This window comes from Pseudomonas sp. GW821-FHT03E01 (assembly GCF_059420765.1).
On record NZ_JBWKUI010000012.1, the window covers coordinates 169,110 to 194,655 of the forward strand.

17 protein-coding genes, 1 tRNA gene and 3 pseudogenes are annotated in these 25,546 nt (G+C 60.2%); 11 read left to right on the top strand and 10 right to left on the bottom strand.

What is annotated here, in order from left to right; genetic code table 11:
* Positions 1–82: 82 nt before the first annotated feature.
* Positions 83–727: a carbonate dehydratase gene (gene can, locus AC07VO_RS20855; RefSeq protein WP_007939732.1), complete on the top strand. Its 645-nt coding sequence runs from the start codon at positions 83–85 to the stop codon at positions 725–727.
* Between the two features lie 7 nt (positions 728–734).
* Here the strand turns inward: can and AC07VO_RS20860 are convergent, their stop codons facing one another.
* The 4 genes from AC07VO_RS20860 to AC07VO_RS20875 all read right to left on the bottom strand — a co-directional run bounded on the left by AC07VO_RS20860 (position 735) and on the right by AC07VO_RS20875 (position 5,999).
* Positions 735–1,259: an SET domain-containing protein-lysine N-methyltransferase gene (locus tag AC07VO_RS20860; RefSeq protein WP_026286676.1), complete on the bottom strand. Its 525-nt coding sequence runs from the start codon at positions 1,257–1,259 to the stop codon at positions 735–737.
* A gap of 181 nt (positions 1,260–1,440) precedes the next feature.
* On the bottom strand, positions 1,441–2,613 hold the full coding sequence (locus AC07VO_RS20865; RefSeq protein ID WP_018929540.1) for a hypothetical protein: 1,173 nt from the start codon (positions 2,611–2,613) through the stop codon (positions 1,441–1,443).
* A 116-nt stretch (positions 2,614–2,729) separates the two neighbouring features.
* Positions 2,730–4,427 (bottom strand): acid phosphatase, encoded by a 1,698-nt coding sequence (locus tag AC07VO_RS20870; protein ID WP_086946009.1) that lies wholly within the window; start codon positions 4,425–4,427, stop codon positions 2,730–2,732.
* Positions 4,428–4,580: 153 nt separating this feature from the next.
* On the bottom strand, positions 4,581–5,999 hold the full coding sequence (locus tag AC07VO_RS20875) for a short-chain fatty acid transporter (RefSeq protein WP_018929542.1): 1,419 nt from the start codon (positions 5,997–5,999) through the stop codon (positions 4,581–4,583).
* Positions 6,000–6,195: 196 nt separating this feature from the next.
* Here AC07VO_RS20875 and AC07VO_RS20880 point away from each other — a divergent pair.
* From AC07VO_RS20880 to AC07VO_RS20890, 3 pseudogenes are all read left to right on the top strand, one after another.
* Positions 6,196–7,111: pseudogene (locus tag AC07VO_RS20880) on the top strand (MFS transporter).
* A gap of 208 nt (positions 7,112–7,319) precedes the next feature.
* Positions 7,320–8,006: pseudogene (locus AC07VO_RS20885) on the top strand (PAS domain-containing protein); the annotation flags it as partial.
* Between the two features lie 102 nt (positions 8,007–8,108).
* Positions 8,109–8,546 (top strand): annotated as a pseudogene (locus AC07VO_RS20890) (methyl-accepting chemotaxis protein); the annotation flags it as partial.
* A gap of 75 nt (positions 8,547–8,621) precedes the next feature.
* Here the strand turns inward: AC07VO_RS20890 and ggt are convergent.
* From ggt to AC07VO_RS20905, 3 genes are all read right to left on the bottom strand, one after another.
* On the bottom strand, positions 8,622–10,466 hold the full coding sequence (ggt, locus tag AC07VO_RS20895; protein ID WP_086946011.1) for a gamma-glutamyltransferase: 1,845 nt from the start codon (positions 10,464–10,466) through the stop codon (positions 8,622–8,624).
* Between the two features lie 140 nt (positions 10,467–10,606).
* Positions 10,607–10,683 (bottom strand) — tRNA-Met (locus AC07VO_RS20900).
* A 116-nt stretch (positions 10,684–10,799) separates the two neighbouring features.
* Positions 10,800–12,857 (bottom strand): methyl-accepting chemotaxis protein, encoded by a 2,058-nt coding sequence (locus AC07VO_RS20905; RefSeq protein WP_192351623.1) that lies wholly within the window; start codon positions 12,855–12,857, stop codon positions 10,800–10,802.
* A gap of 320 nt (positions 12,858–13,177) precedes the next feature.
* Between AC07VO_RS20905 and AC07VO_RS20910 the strand changes: the two genes are divergently transcribed.
* Positions 13,178–14,395 (top strand): MFS transporter, encoded by a 1,218-nt coding sequence (locus tag AC07VO_RS20910; RefSeq protein ID WP_018929546.1) that lies wholly within the window; start codon positions 13,178–13,180, stop codon positions 14,393–14,395.
* Between the two features lie 98 nt (positions 14,396–14,493).
* Here the strand turns inward: AC07VO_RS20910 and AC07VO_RS20915 are convergent, their stop codons facing one another.
* The 3 genes from AC07VO_RS20915 to AC07VO_RS20925 form a co-directional block, all read right to left on the bottom strand.
* The gene (locus tag AC07VO_RS20915; RefSeq protein WP_370741152.1) at positions 14,494–15,831 is read right to left on the bottom strand and encodes an OprD family outer membrane porin; all 1,338 of its coding nucleotides are present in this window, start codon (positions 15,829–15,831) and stop codon (positions 14,494–14,496) included.
* A gap of 148 nt (positions 15,832–15,979) precedes the next feature.
* Positions 15,980–17,422 carry an amidase gene (locus AC07VO_RS20920; RefSeq protein ID WP_086946014.1) on the bottom strand — a complete coding sequence of 481 codons (1,443 nt, stop codon included), beginning with the start codon at positions 17,420–17,422 and terminating at the stop codon, positions 15,980–15,982.
* 64 nt (positions 17,423–17,486) lie between these two features.
* Positions 17,487–18,800, bottom strand: a complete 1,314-nt coding sequence (locus AC07VO_RS20925; protein WP_086946015.1) for an MFS transporter — start codon at positions 18,798–18,800, stop codon at positions 17,487–17,489.
* A gap of 246 nt (positions 18,801–19,046) precedes the next feature.
* On the opposite strand from AC07VO_RS20925, the gene AC07VO_RS20930 reads away from it, so the two are divergent.
* The 6 genes from AC07VO_RS20930 to AC07VO_RS20955 all read left to right on the top strand — a co-directional run bounded on the left by AC07VO_RS20930 (position 19,047) and on the right by AC07VO_RS20955 (position 25,544).
* Positions 19,047–19,976 (top strand): asparagine synthetase A, encoded by a 930-nt coding sequence (locus tag AC07VO_RS20930; protein WP_018929550.1) that lies wholly within the window; start codon positions 19,047–19,049, stop codon positions 19,974–19,976.
* Between the two features lie 64 nt (positions 19,977–20,040).
* Positions 20,041–21,111: an LLM class flavin-dependent oxidoreductase gene (locus tag AC07VO_RS20935; RefSeq protein ID WP_018929551.1), complete on the top strand. Its 1,071-nt coding sequence runs from the start codon at positions 20,041–20,043 to the stop codon at positions 21,109–21,111.
* A complete protein-coding gene (locus AC07VO_RS20940; RefSeq protein WP_064616173.1) occupies positions 21,104–22,327 on the top strand; it encodes an MFS transporter in 1,224 nt (407 codons plus the stop codon). The genes AC07VO_RS20935 and AC07VO_RS20940 overlap by 8 nt, the downstream gene beginning before the upstream one ends.
* The gene (locus AC07VO_RS20945) at positions 22,324–22,779 is read left to right on the top strand and encodes a cobalamin B12-binding domain-containing protein (protein ID WP_018929553.1); all 456 of its coding nucleotides are present in this window, start codon (positions 22,324–22,326) and stop codon (positions 22,777–22,779) included. The genes AC07VO_RS20940 and AC07VO_RS20945 overlap by 4 nt, the downstream gene beginning before the upstream one ends.
* Before the next feature lie 33 nt (positions 22,780–22,812).
* Positions 22,813–24,051: an ATP-grasp domain-containing protein gene (locus AC07VO_RS20950; protein ID WP_064616174.1), complete on the top strand. Its 1,239-nt coding sequence runs from the start codon at positions 22,813–22,815 to the stop codon at positions 24,049–24,051.
* Positions 24,048–25,544, top strand: coding sequence for a hypothetical protein (locus AC07VO_RS20955; RefSeq protein ID WP_086946016.1), 1,497 nt, complete (start codon positions 24,048–24,050; stop codon positions 25,542–25,544). Before AC07VO_RS20950 ends, AC07VO_RS20955 begins: the two co-directional genes overlap by 4 nt.
* Positions 25,545–25,546 lie beyond the last annotated feature (2 nt).

Sequence of the window (25,546 nt, forward strand, 5' to 3'; positions counted from 1 at the left end):
ATCAGGGGGATCTGCATCTCGTGCGTGACCCCGACGGGCGGTTGTCTGTCAAAGCAGTGCATCATTCTCGAGGCTTCATTGCATGAACGACTTACAAGATCTGATTGATAACAACGAACGCTGGGCTGATGCGATCACCCGCGAAGATCCTGATTTTTTTGCCAAGCTAGCCCGTCAGCAAACCCCGGAATACCTGTGGATCGGCTGTTCAGACGCACGCGTGCCAGCCAACGAAATCGTCGGCATGCTGCCGGGTGATCTGTTCGTGCACCGCAACGTGGCCAACGTGGTGCTGCACACCGACCTCAACTGCCTGTCGGTGATTCAGTATGCGGTGGATGTACTCAAGGTCAAACACATCCTGGTGACCGGCCACTACGGCTGCGGCGGTGTACGCGCCTCGATGCAGGATCGTCAGTTGGGCCTGATCGACGGCTGGTTGCGCTCGATTCGTGATCTCTACTATGAAAAACGCGACGAACTGGCCAAGTTGCCCACCGAAGAAGAGCGGGTCGACCGCCTCTGTGAGCTCAATGTGATCCAGCAGGTGGCCAACGTCGGTCACACCAGCATTGTGCAAAATGCCTGGCACCGCGGGCAGAGCCTGTCGATCCACGGCTGCATCTATGGCATCAAGGACGGTCGCTGGAAGAGCCTGAACGCCACCATCAGTGGTTTCGAGCAGTTGCCGCCGCAGTACCGTTTGCGCCCGGTCGAGGCGTTGTAAAAGCCTTTCAGCCGAGACTTCGCCGACGCCAGTGTTGAAAGAACTGTTCACCATTGGCATTCGGTGACTCGTCGTAGCCGATGATCCAGCCACGGCAGCAAGGACAACCGCAGCGGCAGGCGAACTGCCGCAGCAGCTTGTCTTCTGTCGCGGCGAAATCCATCGTCAGTCGGTCACCCTTTTTGATGTCTTTGAGCGCCCATAACCACAGCTCGCTCATATCGAGAAAGACGTTGGGGTCGCAGGAGTGACTCAGCAGACCACTGAAGCACGGATCGTAGACATGGATTCCCGGCGCCAACTGCCGGGTGTGTCGGCAGCGATAGGGCAATAGATGTCCGGAAACACGGCAGATTCGGCTGATGCGGGGGAACTCGCGCAGTGCCGCGACCGCCATTGCCGAGCCCTGAGCGTTATGGATGATTTCAAAGTCGTCTTTGGAGGGGAATCCAAGGCGAAGGGGCAACTCTACAAACGGATAGATGCCATTTGATGACGGCGGTGGTAGTCCTTGTTCGGCATGGCGTCTCATAACAATCCTTGTCAGTTGGGTGCTACGACCTCCGTCTGCTGACATCCTGTCAGCTCTGTAGCACGTGGATACGACACAAGCCTCTCGCAAATGAGATAACCGGTCTACTGTCAGATATGACAGTCGAGAAAAGCTCTTTCCCGCGTCAGCCATGGCTCACGCGGGAAAGACTTCCTTCGTTTTACAAGTGTGGGGCAGATGCGGAGGTCATAAGGGCCGGGGTCTGCAGCTGTTTCAGCTCGGATTTGACCGGCGCTGTCGAGCATTTGGCCACCGCTTGCTCAGGCGTCAGGTTGCGAATCGAGGTGTAGAACAGTTCGCAGGTTTTTTCTTTCTGGGTCACTTGCCAGGTCTGAGTGCAGCTTTTCAGCTGAGCGGTAGGGTCAGTGCCCGGTTTGCTGCCCATTCCGGCCTGCCAGCACGCGGCACTCAAATCCTGCCCCATGACTTTCAGCCCCGCGGCGTCGGCCTTGGCCTGCGCATCGTCGCCGCTATAGGCTTCGGGGTCGGCGGCGTACCAGATGTAGCTCGGGTGGTTGGAACCCAGTACGGGTACCGTCACCCCCTTGCTCGGGCTGATGGTTGCCAGGCCCAATATTTCTACGGTCTGCCCGTATTGTTGCTTGATCCAGTTACGCACCGGTGAACCAAAGGCGACCATTGGCAATGCTGCACCTTTGGCATTCTGGCTGACTTCCTTGACCATGGTGGTCTGGTAGTCCGTGAAGTAGTTGTAGACGCCTTCCAGATCCTTGCCGGCGGTGGACGGCGCGGCAATCGGCGCGATGTCGATGATGGTCTGATAGGCCGGCGTCTGGTCGGCGGGAATGTTGTTGGCGGTCAGCAGCGCGGCCCAGCGGTCGGTGGTCTTGGACTCCAGATAGTCCTGGGCCTGGGTCAGGGAATAATCTGGCGGGAAGTGCAGCAGTTCGACGCTTTTGCGGTTTTCCAGCGCCATGCCCAGCGGCAGGAACAGGTACCAGTTATAGGTCCATTTGCCATCGGCACTCAGCTTGTTGGCACCGTTGTAGGCCAAATCCCCAGCATTGAGCAGTGCGGTCAGTGGCTTGTCATAGCCTTTGGGCACACCGCTGATATGGGCGTGAAGCTGCTTGTTTTCGGTTTTGACCAGCACTTTTGCGGTCTTGTAGCCATCGCGCTGTACGCTTTGGGTCAGGTAATGCTCGACGGTCTGCTCCAGTGTCCAGTTGCGGAAGCAGATGACATTACAGTTGTTGGGGTAGGCGAACAGCCGGGTAACGCGCTCGGTACTGCCCAGATTCAGATCGACATCGGCGTGAGCGGCGGCGCTCAGGGTGAGCGCGGCGAGGGTGAATCCTGCGAGTTTGAACATGCTCAGATCCTTTTCAGCGTGAGCCCTCGGAGGTGGGGCGGGTACATACTGGAACTAGTTGTGTCGAACGGTCTAGTACACAAGTGAAAAGAGCGCCAGTCAGAGCCCCTTTTTCATCAGGCAAAGTGCAGTGTATTGCTCAAATCGCCCATGGGTTTCTGGCCACGGGCAATCATTGCATCGTCCCGCTGCCTGAGGCCATCGAGCTTTTCAAGCTGAAACACCCGGGTGATCAACCGCAGAATCGAGCCAGTGTCATAGACCGTGTGATCCACCATGCCCTTGCGCGCAAACGGCGAAACTACCAGCGTCGGTACCCGCGAGCCCGGTCCCCAGCGGTCGCCCTTGGGCGGTGCGACGTGATCCCACCAACCGCCGTTCTCATCGACCGTGACCACGACCACCATGTTTTTCCACTGCGGGCTTTCCCGCAGCACTTTCAGGGCGCGGACGATGTGCCGGTCGCCGGACGCTACATCGGCGTAACCGGCGTGCATGTTCAGGTTGCCCTGGGGTTTATAGAAACTCACCGCCGGCAGCTTGCCCGCCTCGGCATCGGCAAAGAACTTGTTGGTATTCGATTCATCGCCCAACCCCGCATCCCGTAGACGTTTACCGCGCTCCAGCGGGTTTTCCGGCCCCTGCTGCTTGAAGTAGTTGAACGGTTGGTGGTGGTACTGGAAGTTCGGGATTTTCGGAATACCGCCAGAGTCCTTGTACTGATCCAGCGTCGCCTGCCAACCTCCGGCATACCAGGCCCAGTCGATGTTTTTCTTCGAGAGCTTGTCGCCTATGTGCTCGTGGGTCTGGGGGACCATGACGTTCGGCAGGTCTGGTTTGGCGTACGCAGGACGCTCCGGGTCGCGAATCCAGGTCGGCCAGTACGGCGGAGCGAGCGTGTTGACCCCATAGCCGTCCGGCGTCAGCGCGCTGGGGCCGAATTGGGGTGGGCCGGTCATGGCGCTGGCTGGGGATTGTTCCAGGGGCTTGAGGCGTGGATCGGCCGGATCATCGCTTTGCAGCGTGGCGATTTGTGTCTTGGCCACCGAGTTGACGGCGTCCGGATAGAACGGCGCGGTGGCGCTGATCAGGTATTGATGGTTGAGAAACGAGCCGCCGAAAGCCCCCTGGAAAAAGTTATCGCAGAGCACAAATTCTTGGGCAACGTCCCACAACCGCAGGGAATATCGACTCTGGGCGTAATGCCCCATGGGCAGGCCACCGGAGTCGCCCCAGGCGACAAAGCCGTCATTTTTGCCACCGTTGATCTGCATCTGGTTCTGATAGAACGCATGCCACAGGTCGCGCGTCACCAGACCGAACGGCAAGTCTTCTGCGTTCGGACCTTTGAGGGCAAAGGGCGCGTTAGGCAGGTGTTCCTGGAACTGGGTTGCGCTGGGGTAAGTCACGCCATCGAGGGTTTGCGGGCCGATCTGCAGCACGCCGCCCCAGACTGGCGGCAGGGTCTGCAACAGGCTGCCATCGCGATCGCGCTGCTGATATTCGACGGGCTTGAGGCCCGAGAGCGGTTTCTCGACGCCAGGGAAGTCGCCGAACAGGTTATTGAAACTACGGTTCTCGGCGTAGATCACCACTACGGTTTTCACCTGGTCGCGTAGGGCTTTGTCCAATTCGACAGGTGAAAGCAGGCGTTCGAGCGGTTTATCCGACTCATCGCCATGACTGCCACAAGCGCTGAGGGTCGCGCCGACACCGAGTACCGCCACGCCACCCAGGAAGCGGCGGCGACTGGTGTCGGTGGGCGTATCTGTTTGCGGGGAAGAGGCGTCGTTGCGGTTTTCTTCATCGTTCATGGCGAGTTCCGTCTTGCTAAGTTGTTTCAATATGTTTCGGCGGGACGCTAGCAGCGAGGTGTGACAGAGGGGTTACGTTTGTGAAAACAATAAGTCGCCAGTGTGGAAGCAGCCCGCTTCCACACTGGATTGGTGGTGGATTGAAGGTCGGCGTCAAGGCATCACCGGCGCCATATACGTAAGCGTCGTCCCTAGCGCCCACAGCAGAAACAGCACCAGTGGCGTGTGCACCAGCAGCTGCACGAACGAAAACCCGATCAGATCCCGGGCCTTCAACCCGAGCACGCCCAGTAGCGGCAGCATGTAGAACGGGTTGATCAGGTTCGGTAGGGCTTCGGCGGCGTTGTAGATCTGCACGGCCCAGCCCAGGTGATAGTTCAGGTCGTTGGCCACTTGCATGACATACGGCGCTTCAATGATCCATTTGCCACCACCGGACGGGATGAAGAAACCGAGGATAGCCGAGTACACGCCCATCAACAGGGCGTAGGTGTCGTGGGATGCAATTTGTACGAAAAAGGTCGAGATGTGGTGGGCCAATGATTGTCCGTCGGTGCCCTTGACCACCGTCATCAGGGCGGCGATCGAGCCGTACAGCGGGAACTGGATCAGCACGCCGGTGGTGGTCGGCACCGCACGGGCCACCGCATCGAGGAAGCTGCGGGGGCGCCAGTGCAGCAGCGCGCCGAGCATCAGGAACAGGAAGTTGTAGGTGTTCAGTCCGGAAATCGCGCTGATCGCCGGTTTGGTCGCAAACTCATGGAACAGCCATCCGGCCGCCAGCAATGCCAGCAGAATCGTCAGCAGCGGGCTGTATTCCAGCCATTCACCAGGGCGGGTACGCGGTGCTGGCGCCGGCAGACTGAAACCCGGATCGATACCGCAGGCTTTGGCGTCACGGGCTGTCGCGGGGCCGGGCGCGGTGGCGTAGGCAACGATTAGTGAGACCACGGTCAGTGCCAGCAACAGCACACCCGACTGCCAGAGAAAGATCGTTTGAGTGAAGGGAATGACGCCCGTGATCGACAGAATCGATGGCGGCAAACTGGCGGGGTTGGCTTGCAATTGTGCCGCGGACGACGACAGACCCAAGGCCCAGACCGCGCCCAGACCAAGATAGGCGGCGGCACCGGCGGCTCGGTAATCCATTTTCAGATCGGTACGGCGGGCGAGGGCACGTACCAGCAGCCCGCCGAATACCAGTGACAGCCCCCAGTTCAGCAACGACGCGACCATGGAAATCAGCGCCACCCAGGCCACGGCGGAACGGCCGTTTTTCGGGACCCGTGCCAGGCGGTCGATCAGTTTCACCGCCGGTGGCGAACTGGCGACCACGTAACCGCCGATCACCACGAATGCCATCTGCATGGTGAACGGAATCAGGCTCCAGAAACCGTCACCGAAGGCCATGGCGGCGTCGGTGGGTTTGGCGCCCATGGCTATGGTCGCCACAGCGACGATGATCACTGCCAGCGCGGCGAATACCCAGGAGTCGGGAAACCAGCGTTCGGCAAAGTTTGAACAATGCAGGGCAAAGCGCGCATAGCGGCTATCTTCGATATCAGCGGCCACGGGAGTACCTCGTTTTTATGTTTATTGTGGGGTTCAGGGCGCAATGGCCCATCCGGTCGGTGCCAACAGTAAATCAATCGGCCCGTTGCGGGGACGCTGTTTGGGGCGTTTGGGACTATGGTCTAACGGGTTGTCCACAAGCGCATTTGCGTAGACCGTGGGCGCTTTGGTTTTTTGCCTGCCAGAGTTCTTTTACATGACTGCCAACATCAATGCGCGCCCGGCGCCCTTCACTCGCTCGGACTACAAGACCCTGGGGCTTGCAGCCTTGGGCGGTGCGCTGGAAATCTACGACTTCATTATTTTCGTATTCTTCGCGCTGACCCTCAGCCAGCTGTTCTTCCCGCCGGAAATGCCCGAGTGGCTGCGTCTGCTGCAAAGCTTCGGGATCTTCGTCACGGGTTACCTCGCGCGTCCGTTGGGCGGGATCCTGATGGCGCATTTCGCTGACCGGTTGGGACGCAAGAAGGTGTTCAGCCTGAGCATTCTGATGATGGCGTTGCCGTGCTTGCTGATCGGGATCATGCCGACCTACGCCCAGATCGGCTATTTCGCACCACTGTTGCTGTTGGCCCTGAAGGTCCTGCAAGGCGCGGCGGTGGGTGGTGAGGTGCCGAGTGCCTGGGTGTTCGTCGCTGAGCACGCGCCGGTCGGACATCGCGGTTATGCCCTCGGTTTCCTGCAAGCGGGGCTGACCTTCGGTTACCTGATCGGCGCCTTGACGGCGACTTTTCTGGCTCAGGCGTTCACCTCGGCGCAAATCCTCGATTACGCCTGGCGTTACCCGTTTCTGCTGGGCGGTGTGTTTGGCGTGATCGGTGTCTGGCTGCGCCGCTGGCTCAGCGAAACCCCGGTGTTCATGGCGATGCAGGCCCAGCGCGAGGCCGCTGTCGAACTGCCGCTGCGCACGGTGGATTTCCTTCACCTACAACATTGCCTACGCCGCCTGGGCGAGTGTCACACCGCTGCTGTTGATCGGTCTGATGCCATGGAGTCCGTGGATTTGTGTGATCTTCTGCGCGGTGATGGGGGCCGTGGGCATCAGCAGCGCGGTGTATTTCGGTGCGCGAATGCCGCGAGTCGGGCGCTGTTCGGTGGCTGGCGCGGCATGAGGCTGTTTGTGCCGCGACTATTTTTGTAGGACAACCCTGCAACACTCTTCAGAAAATACCTGCAAAGCCGATGGCTAGGCTGTAAGCCGCTTTTTATCTCTGTCCATCGGTGCTTCCCATGTTCAATAAACGCTTGAAGCAGGAGCTGTCGGCTCTTCGCGAAGAACTCTCCAGCCTTCTGCAAGTCAAGGAGAGTCTGGAAAGCGAGATGCTGGTCCTGACTCTTGACTCCGATGGGCGAATTCAATCGGTCAACCAAAACTTCGTCAGTGAGATGCTCTACAAAAGCAATGATCTGATCGGCCGGCACATCGAAGACCTTGTTCCGGTCCATGTGAAATCGGATGAATTCCATAACCGTTTCAAGGCCGCGCTGACCCGTGGTGAGCACTTTGCCGGCGCGGTCCGTTTGCTACGCGGCAACGGTGCCGAAGCCTGGTTGCGTTCGATCATGCAGCCGGTGCGCTCCTCGGACGGCCGTATCAAGAACTTCTCGATTTACTCCAGCGACCTGACCCGTACCATCGAGGCGTCCCGTGAGCATGAAAACCTGATTGGCGCGCTGGTGCGTTCGACGGCAGTGATCGAGTTCGACCTCAATGGCAACGTGCTGATGGCCAACGAGCGTTTCCTCAGTGGCATGGGTTACAGCCTGGCGCAGATCCAAGGTAAACATCACCGCATCTTCTGTGAGCCAGAGGAATACAACAGCGCTGAGTATCAGAACTTCTGGCGCCGTCTGAACGCTGGCGAGTTCGTCGCTGATCGTTTCAAGCGTGTCGATAGCCACGGTCGCGTGGTCTGGCTGGAGGCTTCCTACAACCCGGTGCTCGATGCCAACAACAAGCTCTACAAAGTGGTGAAGTTCGCCACGGTGGTTACCGATCAGGTGCATCAGGAGCAGGCTGTCGCGGAGGCGGCCAACATTGCCTACAGCACTTCTCAGCAAACCGACCAGAGTGCACAGCGCGGAACTGCCGTGGTGACCCAAGCTGTAGACGTGATGCGTGACCTGGCCAAACACATGCAAACCGCTGGCGAAGGTATCGAAGCACTGAACGAGCAATCGCTGGTGATCGGCACCATCGTCAAAACCATCAGCGGCATCGCCGAGCAGACCAACCTGCTGGCGCTCAACGCGGCCATCGAAGCGGCTCGTGCCGGTGAACAGGGACGTGGGTTTGCCGTGGTGGCGGACGAAGTCCGGCAATTAGCCTCGCGCACCAGTCAGGCGACCGATGAAATTGTCGGCGTCGTGCGTCAGAACCAGGACATGGCGCGCAACGCCGTGGCGCTCATGACTGACGGCAAGCTCCAGGCTGAACAAGGTCTGGCGCTGGCGGCGGAGGCGGGCACGGTGATCGTCGAGATCCAGGACGGTGCGCAGAAAGTGGTGAACGCAGTCGGGCAGTTTGCCAACCAATTATCGACTTGATGCTATCTATCCGGCGCGGGTAGTCCTCAAAAAGGCCTACCTCCCGGTAAGCCTTTCCTCATTCCTGCGTAAGACTCAATCCCCCAACGCTTCCCCCTCACGCCGTGGATCGGCCCCGCCGGCCAACGCGGCTTTCCCCTGCGCATCCTTGACTCGAACAATCGCCTGAGTCCCGCTAGTCATGTCGATCTCGCCCACGCTGTGCCCTTTGTCCTTCAGTGCCTGAATCAGTGCCGGGCTGAACTGACCCTGTTCCAGTTCGGTCGGGCCGTTGCGGCTGCCGAAATTGGGCAGGTTAATGGCGGCCTGTGGGTCGAGGTTCCAGTCGAGCAGGCCAATGGTGGATTTGGCTACGTACTCGATGATCTGCGAGCCGCCAGGGGAGCCGACGGTGGCCAGGAACTCGCCGCTCTGGCGGTCGAAGATCAGCGTTGGTGCCATGGACGAGCGCGGGCGTTTGCCGGGTTCGACGCGGTTGGCGACTTTTTGCCCTTGCTCTTCGGGGATGAACGAAAAGTCGGTCATCTGGTTGTTGAGCAGAAAACCCTGGACCATCAAGTGTGAGCCGAATGCCGCTTCCACGGTGGTGGTCATGGACACGGCATCGCCCTCGTCATCGACTGCCACCACCTGCGAGGTGGAGATGCGCAGCGGCGAGCGGTCCGGCGCGTAGGCGACCTGAATGCCCGGCGGGGTGCCGGGTTTGGCCTGGCCCATGCTGCGATCACCTATCAAGGCGGCGCGGCTGGCCAGGTAAGTCGGGTCGACCAGCCCTTTGACCGGCACGGGTACGAAGTCGGTGTCGGCAACGTACTGCGCACGATCGGCATAAGCCAGGCGCTCGGCTTCGGCGATCAGGTGTACGGCTTCAGGGGCTGGCTCTATGCCCGCCGGTTTGTTGGTCTTGACCGGTTTGAGTGGTGCCAGGGCAAAGCGTGGGTCGCGGGTTTCCAGGGCCTGCAAGGTGCCGAGGATTTGCGCCACGGCGATTCCGCCCGATGACGGCGGCGGCATGCCGCACACTTTCCAGCGTTTGTAGTCGGTGCACAGCGGCGCGCGTTCCTTGGCCTTGTAGCCCTGGAGATCGTTCAGTGACAGGCTACCGGGGTTGGTATGGCCCTGAACCTTGGCGACGATTTCTTTTGCGATCGGCCCTGTGTACAGCGCGTCGGGACCTTCCTTGGCGATGCGCTTGAACACTGCGGCGAGTGCCGGGTTTTTCAGCTGTGTACCGACGGCTTTCGGGTGACCATCGGCAGTCAGAAAGTAGGCGGCCATGTCCGGTGAGCGCTGGATAAACGCGTCGGCCGCGATCAACTGATGCAGTCGTGGCGAGATGGCGAAACCTTGCTCGGCGAGTTTGATCGCGGGCTCGAACAACCTCGCCCACGGCAGCCGACCGTGCTTTTGATGGGCCAGCTCCAACGCCCGCAACACACCCGGCGTACCCACCGAGCGCCCGCCGATCTGCGCCTGAGTGAAAGGCATCGGTTTGCCGTCGGCTTGCAGGAACAGTTTCTCGGTGGCGCCAGCCGGTGCGGTTTCGCGACCGTCGTAGGTGCGCACGGCCTTGCCATCCCACAGCACGATCAACGCGCCACCGCCGATGCCCGACGATTGCGGTTCGACCAGCGTCAACACCGCTTGCATGGCAATGGCCGCATCAATCGCCGAGCCACCCTCGCGTAGCATCTCCCGTCCGGCTTCGGCCGCCAACGGGTTGGCGGCAGCGGCCATGTGTCTGGAGGCGTGCCGCGTCTGCAGGTCGGTGCGATAACCAGAGGTGATTTCCGGCGCGACCGGCAAGGTCGAGACCGAAGGCGAAGAGGGCGGGGCGTTACACGCGGCGAGGGTTAAAGCGGTGGCGATCAGCGAAAAGGCTGACAGGCGATAGCGGTTCAAGTGGAAGGCTGAGAACACGCGAGGCACTCCGTCCATGGGATAAAAGGTCCAGGGACTTTATCGGTCGAAGGAGTGCTACGCAAATCAGGGGGGGCGCCCGCCACTTTTCTCGAGGCATAAAAAAACGGCCTACCTTTCGGTAAGCCGTTTTTAGTACTTGGTGGCTACACAGGGACTTGAACCCCGGACCCCAGCATTATGAATGCTATGCTCTAACCAACTGAGCTATGTAGCCAAGTGGCGCGCATTATTCACCTGGAACGACGATGCGTCAAGCGTAAATCTAAAATATTTCTCCACACTTTCAACCGCTTATCCCGCTGACCCGAAAAAACGGGTCAGGGGAGGGCATCAACCGAGCTGAAATCTCCCGGTATTCGCACTCAAGGCCTTGCTACCCTGGCTCAAGGTGTCCGCGGCGAGGTTCACCGCCCGCGCGCCTTCGAGCAAGCGTACCGCCGCCTGATCGACTTGCTGGATGTTGCCGCTGACTTCATCAGCAGTACTCGCTTGCTCTTCGACGGCAGTGGCGATTTGTGCCAGGGTGTCGGTGACGCTTTGCACCGCGCTGGCGATTTCCCCCAGGCGTTCGCCGAGACCGGTGACGGCTTGCGCATCCGATTGCGCCTGGCCGCAGGCGGCTTCCATCAGGCTTACCGCTTCGTTCACGGTGCTGCGCAGGCTGTCGACGGTGCCGGCGATCTGCGCGGTGGAGGACTGGGTGCGTTGCGACAGGCTGCGCACTTCATCGGCCACCACCGCAAAGCCGCGACCTTGCTCGCCAGCCCGTGCGGCCTCGATGGCGGCGTTGAGGGCCAGCAGGTTGGTCTGCTCGGCCACGCCGCGAATGGTATCGACCACCAATTGAATCTGCTGCCCTTGCTCGCTGACCCGACCCAGTGCCGCCGCCGTGTCATTCAACCGCTGATTGAGTTGCTGAATACTCGCTGTCGTACGCTGGCTGTCACGGCTGCTATCGGCGGCGATGCGCTGGGTGTGCTGAGCGCTGCCAGACGCCTGTTCGCAACTCTGGGCGACCCCTTGGGAGGTCGCGGCCAATTGCGTGGCCGCGGCGGCGATCTGGCTGATCTGCAACTGCTGGGCTTCGACTTCGCCAAGGGCACCGCTGGAGTGATCGTTGAGGGTGCGCACCGCGTTGCTCAACTGCAGGGTTTCGTGATCGACTCCCAGCAAACTGTTGCGCAGTTGCACCACGGCGACGTTAAGCGAGGTGCTGATCGCCGCTAGTTCGTCGCGCCCCTGAACCGGTACTTGCAGGCTCAGGTTGCCGTCGCGCAGAGCTTCGGCCAGCAGTGTGATGCCGCTGGCGCTGCGACGGATCGAGGCCTGTAAACAGATGAACAGGTACAGCGCGGCTAATAGCAGGCAGCCAAAAATCGTCGCCACCAGGATGAACTGGCGGATGGCCGAGCCGTGGTAATAATCCAGCCGTTGATCCAGAGAAACCAACGATTGCTGGCGCAACGAGGCAAGGTTACCGAGGAGGGCGTCGAGACTGCGTTCGAAGTCTTCGGGCTTGAGGTTGATGCTGCCACCGAAGACGCCGTCGTCCAGCACTTTCAAACCGGTATCCAGCTGCTTGAGGCTGTCATGGTACTGCCCGGCCCAGGTTTGCAGGGCGCTGGGCAAGCGGGCTTCCAGCAGGCTACCAGTTTTCACCAGCTGTTCCCGAGCATCGCCGATGCGGCTGCGCAAGTCGCGCAATTGCAGGCGGCTTTGCAGAGTGAACTGCCCGGACACCACCGAAGCTTGACCAACCGCGGCGAGGCGACCGACCCGTTCGATCAGGTCCGGTGCGTGTTGAGTGGAAATCTGCGTCAGCAGATAAGTTTCCAGCCATGGCGCGAGGGTCAGGCGATTGTCCATGGCGATTTGTTCGCGCAAGGCTTGCAGGGCGCTCAAGGCATTGGTGAAGCGATCATAGCCGTCCGGCCACCATCCAACGCTGCTCAGGCTTTTCGAATCCAGGCCGGTGAGGGCGCTTTGCAGGGCTTGATAGCGGGTGAGGGTCTCGCCCTCGGCGCCTTCGGTTTTCAAGGCATTGCCCAAGTCTGTGATTGCTTGGGCCACGGCCGGCTGAACCGTGTCGAACGCTGCCATCGCCGCGATAGTTGCAGGTGTCGGCTGGCGATTGGTTTCGGTGGCGCGCCAGCGCGCGGCGCGGTCACGCTGGGCGGCGAGCAAGTTGTCGAGCGCATCCAGGGCAATCAATTGCCGGACCCCGGCGCGTTCGCCGGCGATCAGGCTCAACTTGTCACGATAGTCCTGGCCGATCATCCACAAGCTGCCTGCCAGCGGCAGGATAAACAGCAGAAACAGCAGCTGAAATTTGCGCGCGAAGCCGAAACGCCCCAGCAGCCCGATCCCCGGTGATAAAAAAGCCTGCATGCCCCATGACTCCTCTGGACACCACGCACCATTGGCGTGCGTCGAGGCCATGGCGACCGCGACTGATGTCCTTCTAAAAGGCCTCGAAAGTTCACCTTGGTCCGCTCTGTAGGCCGACTCTGTAGCGAAACTTCCCATTCTCGGTCCCCTTTGTAAGGGGCCGCGTTGAAGCGGATAAGCAAGGCAAGATTCAGACCATGGCTTTGCGCTATCACCTTTTTTGAGGTCGTTAGCAAGCTAAGGGGATGGCGCGACTGCACCGAAAAATGGCACATTGACCGACCTGCCTGTGCGCACCCATCCGCAGTACGGAAACTCTCATGGCCATCAGCAACGCTCAGTCCGCCGCGACATCGACGCCCGCTCCTTCACAAAGCAGTCCGCTGGTCATGCGCATCATCGGCGCGGTGGCGCTGGCGCACTTGATCAACGACCTGATTCAGGCGGTGCTGCCGTCGATCTATCCGATGCTCAAGGCCAACTATGGCCTGACCTTCACCCAAGTCGGCCTGATTACCCTGACTTTTCAGTTGACGGCCTCGTTGTTGCAGCCGTGGGTGGGTTACCACACGGATCGCCATCCCAAGCCCTGGCTGTTGCCGGCCGGCACTGTCTGCACATTGATCGGCATTTTGATGATGTCGGTAGTCGGCAACTTTCCGATGATTTTGCTGGCAGCAGGGTTGATCGGCATCGGCTCGTCGACTTTTCACCCGGAAGCTTCACGCGTCGCGCGACTGGCCTCGGGCGGGCGCTTCGGCCTGGCGCAATCGACGTTTCAGGTCGGCGGTAATGCGGGCTCGGCCTTCGGGCCGTTGTTGGCGGCGGCGATCATCATTCCCTATGGTCAGGGCAATGTGGCCTGGTTCGGCGTGTTCGCACTGTTTGCGTTGTTCGTGCTGTACCGGATCAGCCGCTGGTACGCCAATCACTTGAACCTGTTCAAACTCAAACAAGGTCAGGCAGCGACGCACGGTTTATCAAAAGGCCGGGTGATCAGTGCGTTGGTGGTACTGGGGTTGCTGGTGTTCTCCAAGTATTTCTACATGGCCAGTCTCACCAGTTACTTCACGTTCTACCTGATCGAGAAATTTGACCTGTCGGTGGCTAGTTCGCAGCTGCATCTGTTCCTGTTTCTCGGTGCGGTAGCGGCGGGGACCTTCTTCGGCGGGCCGATCGGTGACAGGATCGGGCGCAAGGCAGTGATCTGGTTCTCGATCCTCGGTGTGGCGCCGTTCACGCTGCTGCTGCCCCATGTGGACCTGTTCTGGACCAGTGTGTTGAGTGTGGTGATCGGTTTCATTCTGGCCTCGGCGTTCTCGGCCATCGTGGTGTATGCGCAAGAACTGGTGCCGGGAAATGTCGGGATGATTGCCGGAGTGTTCTTCGGCCTGATGTTTGGTTTTGGCGGAATTGGTGCGGCGCTACTCGGGCATCTGGCGGATATTCGCGGCATCGAGTATGTGTACTTCCTGTGTTCGTTCTTGCCGCTGTTTGGGGTGTTGGCGATCTTTCTGCCAAGAACCAAAAAAGTCTGAACCAACATCCCTCCACTGTGGGGACCGGCGAGCTCGCTAAGCTTCCACAGTGTTTCGCAAGTGGGGCCGATGATTCTGTTCGGCCCAAAAAGCCCGCCTCAAAAAATCCACATCGGCAGATTCGCCACCAGGCGGACCTCGTCGTAGCTACCGTCGATCTGCCCGCCCGTGGCCCGATGGTTGTAGACAATGGTGCGAAACACCGCGTTTTTCAGTGCTCCGGATTGCACCACGTACGCCACCGTTAAACCGTTTTCATCGTGTTTGGCATTGTCCAGACCCCGCACGTTGTAACCGGTATTGCGCCCGTTACGGTCGCCGCTGTAATGGGTGCCGTCGATGTCCCAGCCTTTTGCGTGCCACAGACTGGTCGTCAGGCCCGGTACCCCTAAAGACGCCAGATCCAGGTCGTAGCGCAGTTGCCAGGACTTCTCGTTCGGTCCGTTGTAGTCCGAGTACAACGAGTTGGCCATGTAATTGCCCGTGGACTCCCAGACGTAATCGAAATACTCGTCGCCAAACACCTGCTGCCAGGCCAGAGTCAGGCTGTGGGCCCGGTGCGATGCGGTGAACGCCAGGCTGAAGGCGTCATTGTCGATGTAGCCCAGGCGCTGCTCGCCCTGATCCTCGGTGTGGTAGTAATTCAGTGCAGTCTTGAGCGCAATCTCGCGCCGATCCCCGATCAACTGGGTCAATCCCAGATAGGTCTGCTGCCACATGTCCTCGAAGCGTGAGGTGTAGAGGCTGACGTCCAGACCGTAAGGGGTTTTGGCCATTCCTCCGAGGTAGGAAATACGCGACCCCGAATACGCCCGGTTACCGAAGGTGGTGGTGAGTTTTTCGCTGCCGGTACCGGTACGTGGAATCGCCCGTTCGAAGCTGCCGGCCTGCAATGACAGCCAATCGAGTTCGTTGCTGAACAGGCCTACGCCCTGAAAGCTCGAGGGCAGGGCGCGATTGTCCTTGTAACGCAGAATCGGGTTGTCGGTGAGCAAGCGACCGGCCTTGATTTCTGTGCTGGAAAAACGCAGCCGCAGATCACCGACACCCAAACGGCTCCAGGTCGGTAGCGCATCGCCATCGCTGTCCACCAGCACCCGATCGCCACCATTGGCGACACGCCCATGTCCGCGCTCCAGGTTGATGGCGCTGAACAATGAAGCGTCCAGCCCGAAGCCGACCGCCCCTTGGGTATATCCGGAGCTGTAGTTGAGCATCGCGGTTTGCACCCAGGTTTCACGGATGCGGGTCCGCTCCAGGCCATCTTCTTTCTTGATCCCCAGGTAGGTAGAACGTCGGGTGTGTTGGTTGGCATAGTAATGGCGCAAGTTCAGCCCCAAATGACTGCCGTCGACAAAACCCGGGGCCTGGGCTTGAGTGGTCGGTGTTTCATCCGCCGTTACAATCAAAGGGCTGCCGACGGCAATGCCGGCCATCAGAAGTACACGAAAATCCATTTCGATAAGTCTCTAGAGGAACAAATCAGGCGCACGTCGCTAATGCTGTCAGTGAAGAAATTTGAGCGACAAAAATCCTGTGGGAGCGAGGCTTGCCCGCGAAGAATGCACCGCGGTGTTTCAGCGATTACGCGTTATCGTTCTTCGCGGGCAAGCCACGCTCCCACAGGCGAGACGGCGGGCTGGGCCAGTGGCGAATCGTGCCGCGCCAGTTTTCATAGGTCTTGCCGAGCCGAAGCAACCACTGGTCTGCGAAGCGCGGAGCGATCATCTGCAGGCCGATCGGCATGCCTTGGTCGGTAAAGCCGCAGTTGATTGACAGGGCTGGCTGCTCGCCCATGTTCCACGGCACAGTGAAGACGATGTGCTCGAACGGCAGGCGCGGGTCATTGGTGGGCGAGGCCCATTCAGCCGCAAAGGCACTGACCTGGTTGGTCGGCGACAACACCAGGTCGACATTATGAAAGACCTCGGCTGCCCGGCGCCGGATTTCGAACGTCTGGTTGAACCCCTCAACCGCCTGCACGGCGCTCAGGTTCTCGGCCGCTGCCGCCCAGTCGCGAATGTAGGGCAAGACCTGATCGAACCGTTCGGGGCTCAGGGCCTGCAACTGACTCCACTGTCGCGCCTGCCAGAATTGATCCAGGCCCTGGAGCACGGCGCGGTCCATCAGTGGCTTGATCTGACGTACCTGGGCGCCCCTGCTTTCGAATAGGCGAGCCGCTTCCCGAACCGCCGAGCACACCTGTTCGTCTGGTTGAATGCCACAGCCGGGATCGAGCATCAGACCGATTTTCAGCCCTTGGACCGACAACTGTCCCAGGGCCCAATCGCCTTGTTCCGGTAGCAGGCTGGTGGCATCCCGCGCATCGGGGCGGGACAGGTAGCGCATCATCAGCGCACAGTCATCCATGCTGCGGGTCATGGGGCCGGCACAACGGCCGGTGTAATAGGGGTCGATGGGGATGCGCCCGAGTGTCGGCTTGAATCCCACCAGGGCGCACCAGGCTGCGGGCAAACGGACCGACCCACCGATGTCGGTGCCGACATGCAGCGGCCCATAGCCGGCCGCTGCTGCCGCCGCCGCGCCGGCACTGGAGCCTCCGGGATTGTTCGCCAGGTTCCAGGGATTACGTGTCACTCCGTGGAAACTCGACAGCCCCGACGACAACATCCCGTAGTCCGGAACCGTTGTCTTGCCCAGGACTATCGCTCCGGCCTCACGCATCCGCGCCGCCGGTGGTGCGTCGGCTGTGGCCGGGATCAGCTCGGTCGCGGCGCAGCCCAGGGGAATGCAGTCGCCTTGCGTCGCTATCAACTCCTTGAGTGTCACGGGTAAACCATCGAGCAGACCACGGGGTTGGCCCCGGCTCCAGCGCTCGCTGGCGGCAGCCGCCTGTTCCCGGACCCGTTGCGGGTCAAAGGCGTACAAGGCATTAAGATGGGGTTCCCAGCGCTCGATGTGGGCCAGCAAATGGTCGTAGTATTCCAGCGGTGACAGTTCCTTGCTGGCGAACAACACCAACAGTTGCACCGCCGATAGATCATGCAAATCGTTGACGCAGCTCATGCCAATTGCCGTCCTTTGGTATTCAGGGGCAAGCGCCGCGACCGGCGGCGCGAAAAGGTCAGGCTCAGGCGCCTGGAACCACCGAAACGTCAGCCACCGACGAGGAGCGAAAGCCGAAGAACAACGCCATGAGTGCCCCGACGGCCCCCATGACCACGCAATAGCCTACGCAGACCCAAGGGCTCCACGGCATCAGTCCGATCAGCAGAAGCGGTGTGGTACTGGCCCAGAGTGCGTAGGCAATATTGTAGGTAAAGGAGATACCGGACACCCGGATCCGGGTCGGAAACAACCCCACCATTACCGAGGGCACCGCACCCACTACGCCGCAGGTCAGGCCGGCCAGCGCATAGGCCACGCTGATCCAGTAGCTGCCACTGATCAGGCTGGCGTAAAGCACCGCGGTCCCCACCGGCAGCAGCAGGCTATAAACCAGCACCGCGCGCCAGGCGCCGATCCGGTCCACCAGTAATCCAGCCAGTACACAGCCGATATTCAGGAACACAATTCCCAGGCTGCTCAGCGCGAACGTATGGCTGGCGCTCATGCCGAAGCTTTTCTGCATGACAGTCGGGGTGATCACCACCAGCACCACCACCGCCGATGTCAACACACAGGTCAAAAGCATCGCCGGCAGGATGGATTTGCGGTGATCGCGCAATACTGTCCGTAATGGAAACTCCGCATCCAACTCACGTCGCGCCTGCAAGGCCATGAACACCGGGGTTTCACTCAGCCAGCGCCGCAGCCAGACCCCGATCACCCCGAATACACCACCCAGCAGGAAGGGGAGGCGCCAGGCGAAGTCGAGTATCTCGGCGGGGCTATAGAGCCGCGCCAGGAGGGTTGCGGTCAGTGCCCCCAGCAGATAGCCAAATGTTAATCCGGCCTGCAGCACACCCAGGGCATAGCCACGATGCCTGACCGGTGCATGCTCGGCCACGAACACCCAGGCGCTAGGCACTTCGCCGCCCACAGCGGCGCCTTGCAGCACCCGCAACAGAAGCAGCGTCAAGGGCGCCCAGTAACCGATCTGTTCGTAGGTCGGCATGATTCCGATCAACAGGCAGGGCAAAGCCATCATCAGGATGCTCAGGCTGAACACCCGCTTGCGCCCCACCCGGTCTGCGAAATGCGCCATCAGGATGCCGCCCAGCGGACGGGCCAGATAGCCGGTGACGAAAATTCCGAAACTTTGCAGCAAGCGCAGCCACTCAGGCATCTCTGGCGGAAAGAACAACTGGCTGAGGGTCAGGGCGAAGAACACAAAGATGATGAAGTCGTAGATTTCCAGCGCACCACCCAGCGCCGCCAGGCCCAGGGTCTTGTAGTCAGACCGGGAAAAGCGACCGGGTTGTGGATCAATGTGGGCCGTCATAAAGGGACTCTAAACAGGAACTCATGAAAACTCGCGACTGAAACAGCATTCGAAACCACGCCCTTGAACAGGCAGTGTCGTTCGAATGAAGCCATCAGGTACATAGCCGGTAATGGTCCATCCAATTACCGGGCGGGACAACCAGACAATGCATCTGGGTTGCTTTTTAGGGCAAATCTGTACATTGAGTTTTTGCGTGTTTAACCAATAATCGGGCACTTCCTAACCCTGGATATTGAGCGCAACATGGAAGAAATTCAGCGTAATTTCGACGATTTTAATCACCCGGACGTTGAAGCGATCGCGATTATCCGCGGTCGCGTGTTGCAGGCATTGCAACAATATTTGCTGGAGCGCGACTTCAAGCAGCTGATGCCCATTCTCATGTCGCCCATCACTGACCCCTTGAACCATGCGGTCTACCCCGCTGAACTCCAGTACGAAACGCGGCGCCTGAAACTGACCGCCAGCATGATCTTCCATAAACAGCTGGCATTGACCGCCAGAGGTCATGACAAGATCTTTATCGTGGCGCCGAACATTCGTCTGGAAAAAGCCGAGATCAAGGATTCGGAGAACCACTTGCTGGAATTCTCCCAGTTCGACTTCGAAATACGTGGCGGCAACATGCACCAGGTCATGGCGCTGATCGAAGGCTTGATCAAGCACACCTTCGCCGAGGTCAGGCAACACTGCTCGGCCCAGCTGGCCCACCTCAATCGCCAGCTGCCGCACTACGAGACGCACTTTCCGATATACAGCTCGGACGAGTTGCGCGCCGAGTATGGCGACGACTTCGAGAAGATCATGTCGGCCAAGGCCCACACGCCGTTCTTCGTCACCAACTACCGCCGGGAATTCTATGATCGCGAAACACCCGGCAAGCGCGGCCAGTACAACAACTACGACCTGATCTATCCCGACAGCTATGGCGAAGCCCTGTCGGGTGCCGAACGAGAGTTCGAGTACGAACAGATCATCTACCGCATGGAAGAGTTGTCGATGGACCTTGCGCCCTTCGCCAATTACCTCCAAGTCGCCAAGCGCGGCCTGCTTCATCCGAGCGCCGGCGGCGGGCTGGGGATCGAGCGACTGCTGAAGTTTATCTGCGGCAAACGTCGCATCCGCGATGTTGCGCTGTTCGACCGCACCGTCGGTACCAGCTTCCTGTTCTGACCCACCGTCACTTTTGCGCTGCCCCGCTTTCAGGCGGCGGCAGGCGCTGCTCTGGAGAAAAACCATGCCCGCGTTGCGTATCCACTGGTGCTCACCGCTCGACAGCGGTCAACAAAAGGCTTCCGAGAAATACAACACTGGTGCCCTGGACTTTGCCGGTATTGTCGACTTCGCTCAGGAAGCCGATGAGTTGGGGATCGACTCGTTGCTGATGGGTATCAGCTACCACATGCCTGACCCGCTGCCAATGATCGGCGCCCTGGTCCGAGAGACCAGCCGAGTCAAATTCATCCTGGCGTATCGCCCCGGCCTGCTGCCGCCGACGTTGTTCACGCAGATCGTCAATACCGTGTCGTGGATGTCCGACAAGCGTATTGCATTGAACCTGGTCGCCGGTATTTCCCCCGATGAACAAGCCTTTTATGGCGACTTCGTGGCCCACGATGGACGTTATGAACGCACCAGCGAATTCCTCGAGATTTTGCATCGTTTCTGGAAAGGCGAAACGCCCCTGACCCATCACGGCGCTCATTACCGTATCGAGCAAGCGCAATTGGGACTGCCTTTCAAGGACAACGAACGTCCACACATCTATTTGAGTGGCGCTTCGGAAATCGCCCAGCAGATCGCCGTGAAACACAGCGATTGCTGGTTACGCTACGGCGACACGCCGCAGGGTATCGCCGAGGCCAGCCGGGCAGTGCTCGAGGCGGGTTGTTCGGTGGGGATTCGCATGCATGTGCTGGCTCGGGAAACCCGTGCGCAAGCCCTGTCGGCCGTTGAAAGCATGATGGAAAACCCGGATGAGCAGCATCGCGAATGGGTTCGTCAGTTCGTCGGGCGTTGCGACTCCGAAGCCGTCAAGACTTCGTTCCGTCTGGCCGACAAGGCTGAACATGACTGGCTCTCGCCAATGCTCTGGTCCGGTGCCGTGGCCTACCGTGGCGGCCCGGCGCTGTGCGTGGTCGGCAGCTATCAGGAAGTGGCCGAATATCTGCTGGAATACAAGAAAGTAGGGGTCAGCGAGTTCATCTTTTCCGGCTGGCCGACTCGTGACGAAATGCGCGGTTTCTGTCGCCATGTGTTGCCACGCCTGCGCAAGCTCGAGGCCGAACTGGAAAGCCAGCATGCATGACACAGCCCGGCTGCGGCGTTTCGGTGCCGGCCTGCTGTTCGCGCTGTTGGCGGAACAAACGGTGCTGTTCGCAGTACCGTTGATGATCTTCCAGCTCACCGGCAATGTCCGTTACTCCGGAGTGGCGTTCGCTCTGGAGTGGCTACCGGCACTGCTGGCCTATCCGTTTGCCGGACTGCTGGCGGATCGCTTCGGCGGGCGTCTGCTGTTTCGCCACGCCAATACCGCGCGAGCGGTGAGCCTGGGGTTGACTGCCGGGGTCTGCTGGTATGCGCCAATGCTTACGGTCTGGGCCTTGATCGGCAACGGCATCGTGCTCTCGCTGCTGATGGCGCCGGTGCGTATGGCGGTGGAAAAGAGCGTACCGCTGATCGCTGGCCCCGAACGCCTGGCCCACTGCCAGTCCCTGGTGCAGAACATGGAGCTGCTGGCCATGGCGCTGGGCCCGGCGCTGGCGGCACTGCTGGCGATGTACGCCGACAAGCGCCTGCTTCTGGGGCTGGCGGCGCTGGCATTCGCCGCGGCGGGTGTGTGTTGGAAAGGCCTGCCCAATACCCAGTCGGCCAGCCCGCCGAAGAGCATCCGCAAGGATCTGGTCCTGGGCTGGAGTCTGTTATTGAACAATCCGCCGGTCTTATCCCTGGCGCTGCTCAATTTCACCATCAACCTGGCCTTTGCCTGCGTTCTGAGTGCCAATGCCTTTGTCATCAGTGGCGTGTTCGGTGCCGCCGACGGGGTGTTCGGCCTGATGAACGCCGGGGCCGGTGCACTGGGCTTGCTCAATTTCATTCTGGTGCCGCGGCTGTTGGCGCGGATGTCGATCTACCGCCTCGGTACATGGGGTTTTGCCTTGCTCTGCCTGGGCCTGATCTGTATGGGCGCGGCCAGCGGTGTAGCGCTCTATGCCATCAGTTTTCTCCTTGCGATGGCCGGCTGTGCCTTGTTCAACGTGTTCAATCGGACTCAGCGTATCAAGGCGATTGCCGCCGACCACTTGGGCAAGGTGATGGGCCCGTTCTACCTGGTCAACCTGCTGTCCTACCCATTGGGCGGCCTGCTGACCGCCAGTATCGGCCATGAGTACGGAGTCCAGACATTGATCCTGGCCCTCGCGCTGCTGCTCGCCATCCCCGGCGCCTTGCTGTTCAACCTGACCACCCGGCGCTTTCGCACCGCCCTGGACTTTCCCCCCTCAGCCATGGAGGCAACGCAATGAAAGGATCGCAAGACTGCCTGATTGCAACCGTCGAATCGGATTCGCACATGTGGAATCTGGTTTATCTGCAGCTGTGGTTGGCGGAGCACGGTTTCAACGTCAAGAACCTCGGCAGTTGCACCCCGGTGGAGGTGGTTCTCGCCACCCTTGAGCTGCGGCGCACGCAATTGTTGGTGGTCAGCAGCGTCAACGGCCATGGACATTTCCAGGGGCTGGAGCTGATTCGTCAGGTGCGTCAACAGCACCCGGATCTGCATTGTGTCATCGGTGGCAAGTTGACCACCTCGGAAGACCACACGCGGGCGGTTCGCCAGGAGCTGCTGGCCGCCGGTTTCAACGAGGTGTTCATCGGCCCCGACGCCATCGAGAACTTCGAAAACTACCTGAACACCCTTGAGCGCTCGAAACCTGCGCTCGTCCTGGGTACCGGCACGGCACCGTGCTGGACCTGAGTCCAGCCCTCTTTTTTTCACAGGATCGAATCGATGCATATCGTTATCGTCAATCGCTGGCCGCGTTTCCAGGACCCAAGTCGCTGGGACAATGAACTGACCCGCTACGAAGAGTTCTTCGATCATCAGCGACATCGGATCAGCTATGTGGTCGACGGCCTTGGCGCCGAGGGCGTACTGGCCCCCCGGGAGCACATCGCCCATCTGGTACAGGTCGATGACGTCAATCAGTACCCTCAGTTGTTGGCAGGCGTTCAGGAAATCATCGATCGCGTCGGTCCCGTGGACCAATTGATCGCGCTGTCGGAGTTCACTCTGGAGATCGCGGCGTGGGTACGACAGACCCTGAACATTCCTGGTCACGGCCTGGAGCAGGTGGCGGTTTACCGCGACAAGGCACGAATGAAAGAAGTCCTCCAGGAACACGGCCTGGCGGTGCCACCGTTCATTCGCTGCAATGACGTGAAACAGGCGCTGGAGTTCGCCGATGTTGTCGGCTATCCAGTGATCGTCAAACCGGTGGATGGCGCCGCCAGCATCGGCGTCGCCAAGGTCGAGGACGCCCAGGCCCTGCGCGTGATACTCAGCGAAGTGGACCTGGGGCGCTATGAAGTCGAGGCCTTCATCCAGGGCCAGACTTATCACATCGACGGTTTCACCGATGACAGCGCCGGGGTGCCTTTCCAGGTGGTGTCGCGCTATATCAACAGCTGCCTGGATTTCGCCAACGCCAAACCGCTGGGTTCAGTGATCCTCCAGTCTTCGGAGTTGCGCACCCGGATCGAAGTCTTCAGCGAGTCCTGCCTGCGGGCATTGGACCTGCGCAACAGCGCCTTTCACCTGGAGATATTCGTCGAGGCGGATGGCTCGCTAGTGTTCCTTGAAGTGGGAGCCCGGGTGGGCGGCGCCGAAGTGCCACATCTGATCAACAAAGTCTTCGGTGTGAACCTCTATGAGCATTGGCTCAAAGGCCTGGCCGGTGAGCGCGTGCCCTTGCCGACGATCCAGGCGGATCCCAGCGGTGGCTGGCTGGTCGTCCCCAAACCGGCACAACTGCCATGCCGGGTAATCGAGGCGCAAACGCTGCGCCCGCACCTGAACTCGCTCTGGCGAGAACTGCTGCCCCGGCCCGGACAGATCCTTGAAGCCGGCGGCAGCTACGACGCCCTGCACAGCGGTCGCTTCATTTTCACCGACGCGAGCGAAATGGATATCGAGAGCGACATCCAGCACGCGATCAAGAACTTTCACTTCCAGGCCGAACCGATATGAACATTGCCATTACCTCTGAAATGGCCGACGCCCCCTTGCTCGGCGAGTTGAATCGCTACCTCAGTGCGGTGGACCGACGTGCCGTCGCCACCCTGGGGGAACGGTTGGTCGATGCCGCTGGCGGTGTTGACGGGCTCGCGGACTACAAGCTGATGGTGGCCTATGGCGGCGGCAAGGACAGTTCCTACACCGTATCGCTGATCCGCGCCGTGCAACTGCACCTGAACGTACTGCATGGCCGCACCTTCTTCTTGCGCATTGCCAATATGCGTCACGCCGGGGTCCCGGATGCGGTCATGGCGAACATCGACCGGGTCTATCGGGCCCTGCACCTGTATGACGATCCTCGGGTCGAGATGCTGGTGGTCGATCACCAGCAGATTCGCCCGTTCGAACGTCACTTGCCATTCCCTGGGCAGGTGCGCGCGATGAACCGCTTCGATGTGCTGATGAACGGCCATCGTACCGCTGGCGACGGCCGCCCGACGTTCTGTAACAGTTGCAACTTGGCGGTCGCCGACTTCTACGGGCGTGCGGCCTGGTGGCAAGGCGGTGTCGACGCGGTGGTCACGGGTGATTCGCGCAAGGAACAGAAGCATTACTTCACTTGGATCATGCGCCTGGCCCAACGTTTGGGGCTGAACGTCGACGAGTGTCGGCGCCAGGGATTTCGCGGCCTGCTCCAGGCCCTTGATGGGGTGGCCCAGGTGTATTTCGTCGAACTGTTCGGTGAGGGCTTCGACGAACAGCGGGCTGAACGTCGGGTGGCCAGCGGCAGCGAAAGCGCCGACCCGGACTTCATCAGCATCTACGACCTGGTGAGCTACCGGGTGGAAGACCACTGGGAGTTGATTACCGAGTTTCTCGATTTCCGCTTCGAAGAACTGGCGTTCAGTTTCACTGAATCAGACTGCGCCAACCCCATGCTGATGGCGCACTTTCGCGGGCTCAAGGCGCAGTACGTACAGGGTCGTCACTACCATGACGGTATCAGCGAATACCTGGAGCTGGCCCAGGGCTTGATGCGCAAAAAGGAAATGCCCCAGCGCCTGATCGACCTGGCACTGTCGGCCTACGCCGGGGCCGAAGGCAAGGACGCTCGTCGGGCGCTGGCGAACCGTTTCGCCAACGAGGCGTTCGGGCTCGACGAGATACAACTGACTTGTCTGCAGTTCGCGCCCTTCGTCGAGCGTGGCCGCGAGCTGTCGAGCTTCATCACGACCTGTCACCCTGAGCGCCTGGCAGATCTGGAGGACCTTCACGGCGTCCTGGCCGGTAGTCGCCAGGACAGCGCTCTGAGCCTGTGGCTGAACCAGGTCAGCGGCTTGCCGTTGCCGGCGCTACGTAGTCTGTACGCCCATCAACAGATCGATTTCGATAGCGACAGCAGCCTGATTGCCCGGGTTCGCGCCGGTGATCCGCATAAGGGCCGGATAACCCGTTTCGACCCGGCCACGGGTGAAAACGTGGTTGAACTGGTGTCGGGGCGCTAAGT